The organism is Pseudomonas sp. CFSAN084952 (assembly GCF_009648855.1).
Lineage (GTDB): Bacteria > Pseudomonadota > Gammaproteobacteria > Pseudomonadales > Pseudomonadaceae > Aquipseudomonas > Aquipseudomonas paracarnis.
The window spans coordinates 1486753-1499007 of sequence record NZ_CP045767.1 but is presented as its reverse complement, the minus strand read 5'-3'; the positions used below and the strand labels follow the sequence as shown (position 1 = coordinate 1499007).

Sequence of the window (12255 nt, the reverse complement as noted above, 5' to 3'; positions counted from 1 at the left end):
AGTAAGAGCTATGATCAGCATAGTTTACTGGGTAACAAGCACTGTCCTATAGCGTTAGTGGCTAAATAACGCCCTCCAGTCGGCCTGTCGAAGCACTAACCTTTCTCACTTTCAAGCGATACAAAATCGCTAGCAAAATGAACCAGGCGGGCATCACGGCCAATGCGGTTGCAGTATCACTCTCTAAAGCCAGTAGGCTGATGAAAAAGCCGAAGAATGCCAGACTAGCCCAGCTCATAGATATACCAGCAGGCGCCTTGAATTTGGACGCCTGATGGAGGCCAGGTGCCCGACGGCGGTAAATCAAATATGAGACCACCATCATAGACCAGATGAAGACACACAGGATCGCCGTGACAGTTGTTAGAATAGTGAACGCTTTCATGACATTCGGCACGACGTATAAAATCAACAGCCCAAGAAGCATACAGCCAGTGGAAAACAGTACCGCGATATAAGGCACAGCGCTTTTCGACAAGCGTTGAAAAGTAGCGACACCTCGGGCCGTTGAACCCATACCGAACAACATACGACTTGTCGCAAATACTCCACTATTGGCCGATGACATGGCAGAGCTAATCACCACCATATTGATGATTGCTGCTGCGGCAGGCAACCCAGCCATAACAAACAATTGAACGAAGGGACTTTGATCTGCTGCAATACCCTCCCATGACAAAACGGAAATAATGCAGACAATAGACAGGATGTAGAAAAACAGGATTCTGAAAGGTACGGTATTGATTGCATTCGGAAGCGTCCTTTCAGGGTTCTTAGTTTCTGCCGCAGTGGTTCCAATAAGCTCGATACCAACGAACGAGAACACAGCAATTTGAAAACCCGCGAAGAAGCCGCTGATGCCATGTGGCAAGATTGCGCCTTCGGCAACAACATGCGCCAACGAGGCTTGAACGCCCGTGGGCGAAATGAAAGAGGTAACTATCATCACTAGCCCTGCCAAAATCAACGCCCCAATCGCAACGACCTTGATCAAGGCAAACCAGAACTCCATTTCCCCGAAAACTCTAACAGCAAACAAATTCAACCCAAGCAATACGGACAAGAGGCCTAATGCGGGTATCCACGTTTGAATATCTGGATACCAAAACTGTAGGTACCCACCAACCACAACACAGTCTGCAATAGCGCACACTACCCACAACAGCCAGTAAGACCAACTTACAAAAAAACCTGCCCAAGGCCCTATGTAATCAGCGCAGAAATCTGAAAAAGACCTATAGCTTGTATTGGAAAGCAGAATTTCCCCCATCGCCCTCATTACGAAAAATATGAAAAATCCAATGATGGCGTAGGTCAACAGAATGGATGTTCCGGAAAGGCTTATAACTTTGCCCGCCCCCATAAACAAACCACTACCAATAGCGCCACCAATAGATATCAACTGCACATGGCGACTGCTTAATCCACGATGCAGCACAGCCGCGCTATCGAGAAGTTCAGATCCCATACCCATTCCACCTTTTTTGTATTTAAAATTAACTTAGCGCAAAAGCTTACTGCGTAGCACTAAGCCGAGTAGTAGGCAAGAAAACACCAGATCAATACCTTATATTTTTATTGTTTTATCACACAACACCTCTATTTCGAGCCGTGCAAATTAGCCCCCCTAAACTTATCCGAGAGTATCCATTGCTCCAGGCGAACGAAGTATTTAAGGGACTGACTTCTTAAGTGCTTAGCGCTGCATTTCTAGGAAATTTCTTTATATGAAATAGCGCTTTGTTGCAGTACGCCAAGCAGTTCCTGTTCTTTTAATTTAGCCGCAACCATACTTTTTTCGCGGACATGGCCATAGCCCCTGATTTTTTCAGGTAGCGATGCAATAGCAATAGCGGTTTCGTATTGAGCGCTGCCTTTAGACACCTGGAGGGCCAGAAGGCATTTTTCGATATTTTGTTCGTAGCGCGTAATGAGTTCACGCTCATTACGGCGCTCTTGGGTATAGCTAAATACGTCTAGAGGTGTCCCACGGAGGAAGCGGAATTTTGCTAAGACCCGCATCAACGGCACCATCCATTGCCCGTATTCTGACTTCGTGGGTTCCCCACTACTAAATGAGGCACGCTTCGAAAAAATAGGCGGAGCCATATTGAATACGAGCTTGTAATCCCCTTCAAATTGCTGCTGCAACTTTTCCAGAAATCCTACCTGGGTATGGAGCCGCGCGACCTCGTATTCATCCTTGATTGCCAGTACTTTGAAGTAATACTTAGCAACCTCCAACGTGAGTGCGGTTCTGCCGGGGAAGAAATTCTGTTCAACGCCCCGAACCAGGTTCACCAACGATTCATAACGTTTCGCGTAAACGAGATTCTGGTAGCTGGTCAGGTACTTCGAGCGCGTCTTAATAGACTCCTCTAGATCTCTGACAGGGCTTGGAGAGATACCTTCTGCGCGCGTTCCCCCTTTGGAAGCCAGAATATTCTCCACAGCGTTGCTGTCTACCGCCGTCCGACGCCCCCAGAGAAAAGCATCTTTGTTCATCTGTTTGGCAGTCCCGTTGAGTTCAATAGCCGCTTCAATGGAATCGGCAGCAAGGGGAATCAAGCCTCGTTGATACGCATAGCCCAGCATGAACATGTTCGTTGCAATGCTATCGCCTAGCAGTTGCGTCGCCATACGGCCGGCATCAACGAACTCGGCGTTTTCTTTACCGACAGCAATGACGATGTTGTCACGTAGCGAAGACGTTGGATACTGCATGTCCGCATGGCGAGTAAATGCGCCCGGCATCAGCTCCTGAGTGTTCACAAGCATCTGTGTGCCGCAAGCACGGGTAAGCGCCAGGGTTTTCGAGTTCCCGGCAACGATCAAGTCACAGCCCAATACCAAGTCTGCGCCGCCGGGTGCTATCCGAATGGTTTTGATCGATTCCGGGGTGGGGCCGAACCGTAGATGACTCCAGACCGAGCCGCCTTTCTGTGCCAGGCCCGCCATATCCAGTAGTCCGCAACCACGCCCCTCCAGGTGCGCTGCCATACCCAAAATCGCACCGATGGTCACCACACCGGTGCCCCCCATACCGGCTACCAACACGCTGTAAATGCGCTCATCAATCGAGGGTAATTGGGGTTCCGGGATCATAGGGAAGATGTGGACATTCTCCACCCGCTTTGGGGTTCTGAGTTTTCCGCCCACCACGGTCACAAAGCTGGGACAGAAGCCTTTGACGCAGGAATAATCTTTGTTGCAGGAAGATTGATCGATTGTACGCTTGCGGCCGAACTCGGTTTCCAAAGGCTGGACAGAGACACAGTTGGATTGAACTCCACAATCGCCACACCCTTCACAGACTAAGTCGTTGATCACCACCCTTTTCAACGGGTCGGGGAAAGTACCGCGCTTGCGCCGGCGCCGCTTTTCAGCCCCACACGTCTGATCGTAGATGAGTACTGATGTACCCTCGATCTCGCGCAGAGCCCGTTGCACAGCATCCAGCGTGTCACGGTGGTGCAGGCTCAAGCCGGTAGGCCAAATGGTGGCACTTGGATATTTTTCCGGCTCGTCGCTCACTACAACAATCCGTCTGGCACCTTCGGCATGCACCTGATGTGCGATTGCGGGCACATCCAGCGGGCCATCGTGGCGTTGCCCGCCGGTCATGGCTACGGCGTCGTTGAACAGGATCTTGTAAGTGATGTTGGTTTTTGCCGCAACAGCTGCCCGAATAGCCAGAAGTCCAGAGTGGAAGTACGTTCCATCACCGATGTTCTGGAACATATGCTTGCGTTTGGAGAATGGGGCCTCCCCCACCCAGGCCATGCCCTCGCCCCCCATTTGGGTGTAGCCCGTCGTCGAGCGTTCCATGGACTGAGCCATCCAATGACACCCGATGCCTGCGTAAGCCTTGCTACCGTCAGGCACTACGGTGGACGAGCTGTGAGGGCAACCGCTGCAGAAGTAATAGCTGCGAGAGAGCACATCGGTGACACCCTTCGGGGTGTTGTAGGCTCGGAGTACTTCCAGCCTGATTTGCAAAGCAGCATCGTGCTTGATTTCAAGCAAACGCTCCGCGATGGCAATCGCGATTTGATTGGAGTCCAGCGCCATTTCGGGCTGAAACAGCGTTTTGCCTTCCTCATCTCGCTTTCCGACTATGAGAGGCATGTTCTGCAACCCGTACATCTGTTCTTTCAACTGCGACTCCATGAGGCTGCGCTTTTCTTCCACCACTAGAATTTTTTCGAGCCCCTCAGCGAAATTCTGCGCGCCTTGAGGTTCTAGCGGCCAAATCATCCCCACTTTGTAGATTCGCAGCCCCATGTCTGCCGCTGCCGTTTCGGCGAGGCCAAGGTCATCGAGGGCCTGAAGTACGTCCAGATAGCTCTTCCCGTGAGTAATTACCCCGAGCTTGGCGGACGAACTGTCGATGACCATCCTGTCAAGGTCGTTGCAGCGCGCAAATGCACGTGCTGCGTCCAGCTTGTAACGATGTAACCGGGCTTCCTGGGCGTGCGGAGTATCAGGCAAGCGGATGCTCAAGCCATCAGCAGGAAACGTAAAATCGGTGGGTAGTCTGATCCGAACGCGATCAATGTCGACATGGATAGATGCGGTTGCTTCAACGGTGTCCTTCACACATTTTATGCCGACCCAACAGCTACTGTACCGGGACAACGCCCAACCTATGAGACCGAAGTCGAGGATCTCCTGAACGCCAGAGGGGCTAAGCACCGGGATCATTGCGTCTACCATCGCAAACTCGCTTTGGTGGCATGTGGTCGACGACTCACAAGTATGATCGTCTCCCATCAACACCAATACTCCACCCAGACTTGACGTACCAGCCAGGTTGGCGTGACGAAAAACGTCTCCCGTCCGATCGACACCCGGCCCCTTCCCGTACCACATCCCAAAGACGCCTTCGTACTTACCTTCACCGCCAATCTCGGATTGCTGGGTGCCCCAGACCGCGGTAGCGGCCAAGTCTTCATTCACGCCCGGAATGAAGACCGTGTGATGCTGCTCAAGCAGCTTTTTGGCTTTGCTTAGTTGATCATCAAAGCCCCCCAGTGGCGAACCACGATAGCCAGAAACATACCCAGCCGTATTATGGCCCTGGAGTTGATCGCGTTGATGCTGCGTCATCGGCAAACGAACAAGTGCCTGAGTACCGGTGATAAATACACTTCCCTTGGTGAGCGTATACTTATCATCCAGATTTACTGAGCGATGTTTAGTCATCTTGGTTCAACCCCTCTACTATTATAATTATATGGCCTACGGCATGGGATATAACGTTTCTGTAAAATCTTCTAAGCATGGGAATACAAGTAGAGATTCATCATCAAGTTTACGAATACGGTCCTGCCACTGTTCCAATAGCAACAACCTCTGACCAGTCGAGACATAAGGGACGTGCCAACCAACAAATGGCTCATGTACATTCATACCGGAATAAGCCAACGTACCTTGTAAAAGAGGTTTGAGCATATCCCTTAGCGATCCATGGATACCTTCAGGTTGGAACATATGTTCTTGCCCACCCAAGGTCACGCTCACGAGTACACGCTTCCCGTGCAAGCCGCCATGATTGTAAAATCGCTTGCCGCCATAAACTTTCCCAGAGACAAAAACGCGATCAATCCAGCCTTTTAAAATGGCCGGCGTAGAGCACCAAAACAGAGGAAAAATCAACACCAGAAGATCACACCACAACAGCTTATCGAGTTCTTCCTGGATATCTGTACGTAAGGATCCAGTGCGTACAGCATTTCGCTGTTCTAGGGCGTAGGCGCAATAATCCGGCCTCTCTGGCTGTAAGAAGTCCTCCGCAGAAGCTATAGGATTGAAACCCATTTCATACAGGTCTGACACCAATACATCATGCCTAGCCGCCTGAAATTCTTGCACTGCGGCTGATTTCAACGCTGCACAGAAAGACTTTGGTTCAGGATGCGCATATACAACAAATACCTTCATAACTCCACCTACTTCCCAACCCAGGGAAGAACAACAACAAAAACTGCCAACGCCAGGATTGCTTTAAACGCTACAGAGTACTCTCGCCAAAAAATCTTGACTGTCTCCAAAGTCTCTCTCCAGAGGACCCAATGAGCTTGGTGCTGCTTTGTTAGGGAGTGAGTGACCGTCAATTTGCAGAACGGCTGCCCCCTATCCATATCGGTTACCCGACAATTTCTTTGCCGAATATCGATCGTGCAATAACGACTTTCTGAATTTCATTGGTTCCCTCATAAATTTCAGCAATTTTGCAATCACGATAAATCTCTTCGACCTTGTAGCGAGAACCATCTGCCGCTAACTCCTTCATGAAACCGTAGCCGCCAAATATCTGAACACCTTCGCGGGCGAACTCTCCTGCCAAGTTTGTGGCATACCACTTGGCCATGGCGGCTTCCGGCTCGGGAAATGATTCACCTTCATCCAGCCGAATAGCCGCCTTCAGATAGAGGTTGCGTGCATTTTCTATCTCAGTGGCACGCTCAGCTAGTTTGAATTGCCAGTATTGATACTGGGCAATTGACTTGCCAAATGCTTGGCGTGTTTTAAGGCGCGCAACCGAATGGTCGAAAACGGCTTGCGCCATACCAACGCCGCTCGCGGCAATACCAATACGTCCAAATGTCAGTGTCTGAAGCGCGATTTTCAGGCCGTTGCCTGCCTTACCAACTATGTTTCGCATCGAAACACAGACATTATCGAAATAGATATCGGCAGTTAGCTGACCGTGGTTACCTGTCTTTCGATCAGGCTCGCCGACCGTCACCCCTGGCGCATCAAGGTCAACGACAAATAGCGATTGCTTCCCGTCGTGCCCAGCCAACACCACTACAAAATCAGCTACAGGCGCGTTTGTAATGAACCGTTTGCGCCCGCTGATAATGAACTCGCTGCCATCCTGGGTGGCCACCGTGCGCATGTTTTTAGCATTAAGGTCGGTGCTAGCGTCCGGTTCCGTTGTCGCGAAACTGCCGATTTTTGCCCCTGCGATGAGTGGCACAAGGTACTGCTGTTGCAATTCCGCGCAGGCGTGCTCCAGTGCTTTTCCCGCTAGGATGCAGTGTACGTCCACGATCGCAGCAACGGAGTTTGAGTGGTAAGCCAACTCCTCAATCATCACGGCTGTAGCAATAGCGCGGTGTTGCAGCCCTCGCCCACCGACATCGGCTAAAAATGGGATGCTGAAAAGTCCCGCCTCTGCCATTTTGAGAAACAGATCACGTGGAAAGTTTTCAACCGCTTCCTCCCTACCGCCAATTTCCCACGCCACGGGGGCAACATAGTTATCAGCGAATCGACGAACTTGCTGACGAATCACGAGTGATTCTTTAGGAGTGAGTAAATCATGGTATAGCGAATCCTGGTAACGCATAGGCAGTAACGCTCGCTGCGCCCCGGAAGCTTGCAATTCTGAAAACTCGGGTGAATTCATGCGATCTCCGAACCTAAAAAAACTTATTCTTTTGTGAGTAAATAGATGGCCATGTCATCTGAAAGCCATTGTTGGGGGTGACTCAACGATACGAACATTGCCGAAACTGACAAATTTCATGCGAGTTAAGACAATGGATTAGCCACTTGAGGAAATACAACAATCCTCATCCCCTTGACCAACCTATTGCTCCGTACTGTAGTGACATCCGCCATGCAGCCTTGCCAACTGTACCCTAACCATCTTGCTCAAGCTGTAACTAGCATCCCTCACAACTTAAGTCGATAATGTTAAAATCCATGAACGCCCCCCACAAAACCACAAATTAGATCTAATATTAGTACAGCACAAGGAACCATATCCTGATGCTCCACGCTGCTATTCTGGCCTACGACGGTTGCTACCTATCCATATTGAGTGGATATGCGGACTTACTGCACGTTGCAAATGCACACCTGAGCATGCACCAAACCTCGCAGGAACAACGCTTCACTTGGACGCTTGTATCATTGACGGGCGACGCAATCACTGCCTGCAATGGTCTTCAAGTTAAAACACAGAAAATTAATCTTTCGGAAGAATTTGATGTCGTCTTTATTCCTAGTGCATTTTATGCAGGCGGCAAATCTTTCAAAAAACTCCTCAACGAACAAAAAAATTTTTGTGCATGGCTGACGCACCAATGGAATTCTGGTGCCTATTTGGTCTCTAGCTGCACAGGCACATTCATTCTTGCGGAGACGGGACTGCTAAACGGAAAGTCCGGAACCACGACGTGGTGGCTGGCAGACCAATTCAGAGCCCGTTATCCAAATGTCAATCTCCAGCTCGACTCAGTAATTACTGAGCACGACAAGTTAATCTGCGCGGGGGCCTCAGCCTCCTACCTAATCCAAGCGATCCAAATTATTGAAAGTCTTGTTGGACCGACCATAGCGTCGCAGTGTGCAAAAACGCTGCTTATCGATACAAGCCAGACTAAGCAAACCCCCTACATACCTTTCTTGGCAGATCGAACCCATGCTGACTCTCTGGTACATAAAGCTCAACATCTTCTACAAAAAAAATTCAAAACTGATATTAAAATATCAACACTGTCTTCCGATTTGAGAGTCAGTGAACGAACTTTAATTCGGCGGTTCCATCAGGCTTTGAAACAGTCACCACTGAGCTACTTGCAAGGTCTGCGCATTGGCTCTGCGCAAGACTTACTCAAAGAAGGAGATCTGAGTATTGAATCAATAGCTGCTCTTGTTGGATATGCCGACACTAGCTCGTTTAGCAGATTATTCAAAAAAAAGATTGGAACTAGTCCAGGCACCTATCGAAATCAGTTTCGTAGTCTTCCAGCACAGCCTCTCACAGACACTTCATGCCGTGTTTAAATATCCTTTTAATCAACATGCACACCCTACCCACGCTTACTTCAACAGATATAACGAGTGCTGCACAGCAACTTGGTTGCTCAAGAATCTCAGATATTCGATTCAGTGTGGGAACACCCAGATCGACTCATGAACGCATTTCCGGTCAAAGCTCTTCGCTGCCAGATCCTACGGCGATAGGAGGCGCTGACTATCTCGACACGTTGTTGGATATGGTCGAAATGGGAGAAGCCGAGATGCGTGATCCGCCGCCGGAAAATGTTCTCGAAATATCAATTCATCCTTCGAATAACCCTAGTCAGGCTTTCCTGAATCGGGTCAGAAAAGGCATCCAAAGCCACGAGCTGATCATCAACGACACCAAGGCTAAAATCCACGCGGTGAGCGGTACTATGTTTCTGGTAACGCCAGATCTCTTCCAGCGCTACATTCGGGAGTTTCCAGGCTTCGCCAAAGGTGTAGATCAAGAGATTGAAGAGTGGCGCTGGGTCCAGAAGCAGTTTGAAAAACTGAAGCTCCACAGGACGCGAGGCAACGGACTAAACATCTGGGCATGCCAAGTACAAGGCCCTAGGGAAGGTCTGAAGTACCCACCATTTTTTGATTAGTCTATAACGCGAAAATTGGACGATTCAGGGCACTGCGCAAGGCTGGCGCCTCTTTCTCAATGTACGCCCATAGGCGATTGGCGACCGGCCCCTGCGGCTGGTCACGGCAGCGAGCCACGACCAAATCCTGCTGCAACCCGGGCAAATGTCGGCTGGCAATCGACTGCAAGTGCCCATCGCGCAGCTCCTGCTCAACCAGGAACAGCGGCATGTGCCCCCACCCAAGGCCCTGCAGGATGATTTCCTTTTTCATGCCCTGATCGGCCACCCGGTATTGCGGCGCGCCCTCGATCATGAAGAAGTCGCGCTGCGCAAAATGACGGGCCGTATCGCGAATGATGCACTGGGTGAGCCCATGCATCTGGTCCGGGGGAATCGGGTGGTTGAGCGCCTCGGGTAGAAAGCCCGGCGCGACCACCGGAATGAACGGCACCTGGCACACATCGAGCCATTCGATCCGGGGATCGCTTTTGTCGATCCAATGCAGGATCAGGTCAGCGTCACCATCGAACAGGCGTTCCCAAGGCCCACCCACCGCTTCGAAATGCTGATACAGGCGAATGGCTGGGTGTTGGGCGAAGAACCGTCCGAGTAAACCCAGTACTTGTGGCCGGGGACACAGGTCGCCGATCACCACATGGATCTCGGTTTCCTCGCCCATTGAGAGTTGCTCCGCATGGGTGCGCAGGCCTTGCAGCTCGCGAAGCAGCGATTGAGCCCGGCGGTGGAACGACAGGCCGGCCTTGGTAGCTGTACGCGGTAACCACTGCGGTCCAGCAGGACCAGGTTGAGTTGACGCTCCAGCTTTGCAACGGCGGCAGACACCGACGGGTGAGACCGATGCAGCAGGCTCGCTGCTGCCTGTAAACCACCTGCGCGGATGACGGCATCGAAGCACTGCAGGTCATGCAAGGTGAATTCGGCCATGTCGGAGCTTCCTATAAAGAGTGTCCTGTCTTTGTAAATATCACCCAACACCCAGCGCACCTACGATTAGCTCCATTCATCGGACCACGTGGAGTGTCTCGACATGAGCGAACTGAATGTCATGACCCTGGGCGACGGCACACGCATCGCCTATCGGTTGGACGGCGACGCCGGAAAACCGGTGCTGTTGTTGTCGAATTCCATCGCCACCACGCTGCACATGTGGGATGGGCAGATCGAGGCACTGTCGACGCATTTTCGGGTGTTGCGCTACGACTTTCGCGGCCATGGCGGCTCCAGCACGCCGGCGGGCGCTTACTCCCTGGATCGACTGGGTCGTGATGTGATCGAGTTGCTCGACGGGCTCGGCATCGAACACGTGCATTTTCTCGGCTTGTCGCTGGGCGGTTTTGTCGGTCAGTGGCTGGGCGTGCGGGAGCCTGAACGTATCGACCGGCTGATCCTCGCTAACACCTCGTCCCATCTCGGGCCGGCAAGCTATATCGATCAGCGGATCACCGCGACGCTTCAGGCTCCAGACATGACAAACAACGCTGAAGAGTTCCTGGCCAACTGGTCTCCGGCCGCCATGGTCGAGGCCGATGGCTCGATCATCCAGAGGTTTCGCGCCATGCTGCTGGTCATCGACCGGCAAGGCTTGGCCGGCTTGTTCGCAGCAGTGCGCGATAGCGACCTTCGCCGCAGCGTAGCCCTGATTTCGCGGCCCACTCCGGTGGTCGCCGGGCGTTACGACACAGTTACGGCCCTCAGCCACAGCGAGGCCATCGCCGCCTCGATACCCGGAGCAAAGCTGGTCGTGCTGCCTGCAGTTCACTTGAGCAACGTTGAGTACCCTTCGGAGTTCATCGAAGCGGTGCTCGAGTTCCTCTGGGAAGGTCTGAAGTACCCACCGTTTTTTGATGCCCTCACTACTTGAGGCTCAAAAAATCATAAGTCGGCGAAAACCAGGCCTTTCTTGTGCTTAATCCACGGTTCTTTCCTCTAATTGCACTATTTTAGGACAATTGGCCCACATTACAGACGCACCTCGCCCATACCCATGCACACGTTCGATAAAGCAAATAATGTTGTCTGCTCCGCAATATTTTTAGACAAACCACGAAAGCGCACTTTCGTATAACCAAACTGACGCGTGATCACGCGAAACGGATGCTCAACCTTGGCCCGCACCTGCGCTTTCGCGTATTCGATCTTGCGTCGCATGCGCCCGATCAGACTTTTTTTGCGTGCTTTGTATAGCTGCTTGGTCGGGCGGCAATCGACCAGATCATCTTGCGATCCTGATGATCGGGACGTTTGTCCACGCCTGTTCGTCGCATCGACCACCGTGCCGTGACGAAACAGCAGGCCACCCTTGCCCAGATAGCCATTCATGACTTGCAAGATCCCATCTGCCAGCTCATGTTTTCCAACAAGCGGCGGAAGTTGAGGATCGTGGTTTCATCGGGAATCCAATCCAGATTCAAGCCCGCGAACTGGTGCAGAATCGTCGTTTCATATAGTGATTATTCCATCGCCGGATCGCTGTAGCCGAACCAGTTCTGCATCAGATAAACGCGCAACATGGCCATCAACGGATACGCCAGACGACCGCCGCCGCCCCTTGGATAAAACGGTTCGATCAAGGCAATCAAACTCTTCCAGGGCACGACCGGATCCATCTCGATCAGGAAGCGCTCTCGGCGGGTCTACTTACGTTGACCAGCGTATTCGGTCATCAGCGAAGGACATCTGTTTCATCGGGACTCAACCGTCGGGTTCGCGTCAGGCGAGTATTTCACCAGACTTGGAAGTCTTCTTCAGAGTTTCCCTAGGAAGAGATCCACCTTGAAGGGATACCTGATTGAGGACCCGAAGCATTTTTTTGAATTGATACCACCCGGCAATCCTCTATACA

The 12255-nt window shown here is 51.5% G+C and carries 9 protein-coding genes and 1 pseudogene; 3 read left to right on the top strand and 7 right to left on the bottom strand.

Translation table 11 applies throughout. From position 1 onward, the window contains the following. Nucleotides 1-61: 61 nt before the first annotated feature. The 4 genes from GH769_RS06965 to GH769_RS06950 form a co-directional block, all read right to left on the bottom strand. Entirely contained in the window at nt 62-1468 is a 1407-nt protein-coding gene (locus GH769_RS06965) for an amino acid permease (RefSeq protein WP_153649561.1), read from the bottom strand. Between the two features lie 242 nt (nt 1469-1710). Continuing rightward, on the bottom strand, nt 1711-5205 hold the full coding sequence (locus GH769_RS06960; protein ID WP_153649560.1) for an indolepyruvate ferredoxin oxidoreductase family protein: 3495 nt from the start codon (nt 5203-5205) through the stop codon (nt 1711-1713). A 36-nt stretch (nt 5206-5241) separates the two neighbouring features. Further along, entirely contained in the window at nt 5242-5943 is a 702-nt protein-coding gene (locus GH769_RS06955; RefSeq protein WP_153649559.1) for an NAD(P)H-dependent oxidoreductase, read from the bottom strand. Nucleotides 5944-6148: 205 nt separating this feature from the next. Then, complete coding sequence (locus GH769_RS06950; protein WP_153649558.1) at nt 6149-7417, bottom strand: acyl-CoA dehydrogenase family protein; 1269 nt, start codon at nt 7415-7417, stop codon at nt 6149-6151. Nucleotides 7418-7782: 365 nt separating this feature from the next. Here GH769_RS06950 and GH769_RS06945 point away from each other — a divergent pair, with 365 nt between their 5' ends. Then, nucleotides 7783-8802, top strand: a complete 1020-nt coding sequence (locus GH769_RS06945) for a GlxA family transcriptional regulator (protein WP_153649557.1) — start codon at nt 7783-7785, stop codon at nt 8800-8802. Nucleotides 8803-9014: 212 nt separating this feature from the next. After that, nucleotides 9015-9410: a conjugal transfer nickase/helicase domain-containing protein gene (locus GH769_RS06940; protein WP_372242395.1), complete on the top strand. Its 396-nt coding sequence runs from the start codon at nt 9015-9017 to the stop codon at nt 9408-9410. Between the two features lies 1 nt (nt 9411). On the opposite strand, the gene GH769_RS06935 is transcribed toward GH769_RS06940, so the two are convergent. Further along, on the bottom strand, nt 9412-10071 hold the full coding sequence (locus GH769_RS06935; protein WP_256670308.1) for a substrate-binding domain-containing protein: 660 nt from the start codon (nt 10069-10071) through the stop codon (nt 9412-9414). Continuing rightward, nucleotides 10041-10337, bottom strand: a complete 297-nt coding sequence (locus GH769_RS29005) for a LysR family transcriptional regulator (protein WP_256670307.1) — start codon at nt 10335-10337, stop codon at nt 10041-10043. Before GH769_RS29005 ends, GH769_RS06935 begins: the two co-directional genes overlap by 31 nt. Nucleotides 10338-10440: 103 nt before the next feature. On the opposite strand from GH769_RS29005, the gene GH769_RS06930 reads away from it, so the two are divergent. Next, nucleotides 10441-11274: an alpha/beta fold hydrolase gene (locus tag GH769_RS06930; RefSeq protein ID WP_153649555.1), complete on the top strand. Its 834-nt coding sequence runs from the start codon at nt 10441-10443 to the stop codon at nt 11272-11274. Nucleotides 11275-11372: 98 nt separating this feature from the next. Here the strand turns inward: GH769_RS06930 and GH769_RS06925 are convergent. Next, nucleotides 11373-12098, bottom strand: a pseudogene (locus tag GH769_RS06925) (transposase). Nucleotides 12099-12255 lie beyond the last annotated feature (157 nt).

Coding starts and splice junctions, on each gene's coding strand:
- GH769_RS06965 (WP_153649561.1), bottom strand. CDS start 1,468: ATGGGATCTGAACTTCTCGATAGCGCGGCTGTGCTGCATCGTGGATTA.
- GH769_RS06960 (WP_153649560.1), bottom strand. CDS start 5,205: ATGACTAAACATCGCTCAGTAAATCTGGATGATAAGTATACGCTCACC.
- GH769_RS06955 (WP_153649559.1), bottom strand. CDS start 5,943: ATGAAGGTATTTGTTGTATATGCGCATCCTGAACCAAAGTCTTTCTGT.
- GH769_RS06950 (WP_153649558.1), bottom strand. CDS start 7,417: ATGAATTCACCCGAGTTTTCAGAATTGCAAGCTTCCGGGGCGCAGCGA.
- GH769_RS06945 (WP_153649557.1), top strand. CDS start 7,783: ATGCTCCACGCTGCTATTCTGGCCTACGACGGTTGCTACCTATCCATA.
- GH769_RS06940 (WP_372242395.1), top strand. CDS start 9,015: ATGGTCGAAATGGGAGAAGCCGAGATGCGTGATCCGCCGCCGGAAAAT.
- GH769_RS06935 (WP_256670308.1), bottom strand. CDS start 10,071: ATGGGCGAGGAAACCGAGATCCATGTGGTGATCGGCGACCTGTGTCCC.
- GH769_RS29005 (WP_256670307.1), bottom strand. CDS start 10,337: ATGGCCGAATTCACCTTGCATGACCTGCAGTGCTTCGATGCCGTCATC.
- GH769_RS06930 (WP_153649555.1), top strand. CDS start 10,441: ATGAGCGAACTGAATGTCATGACCCTGGGCGACGGCACACGCATCGCC.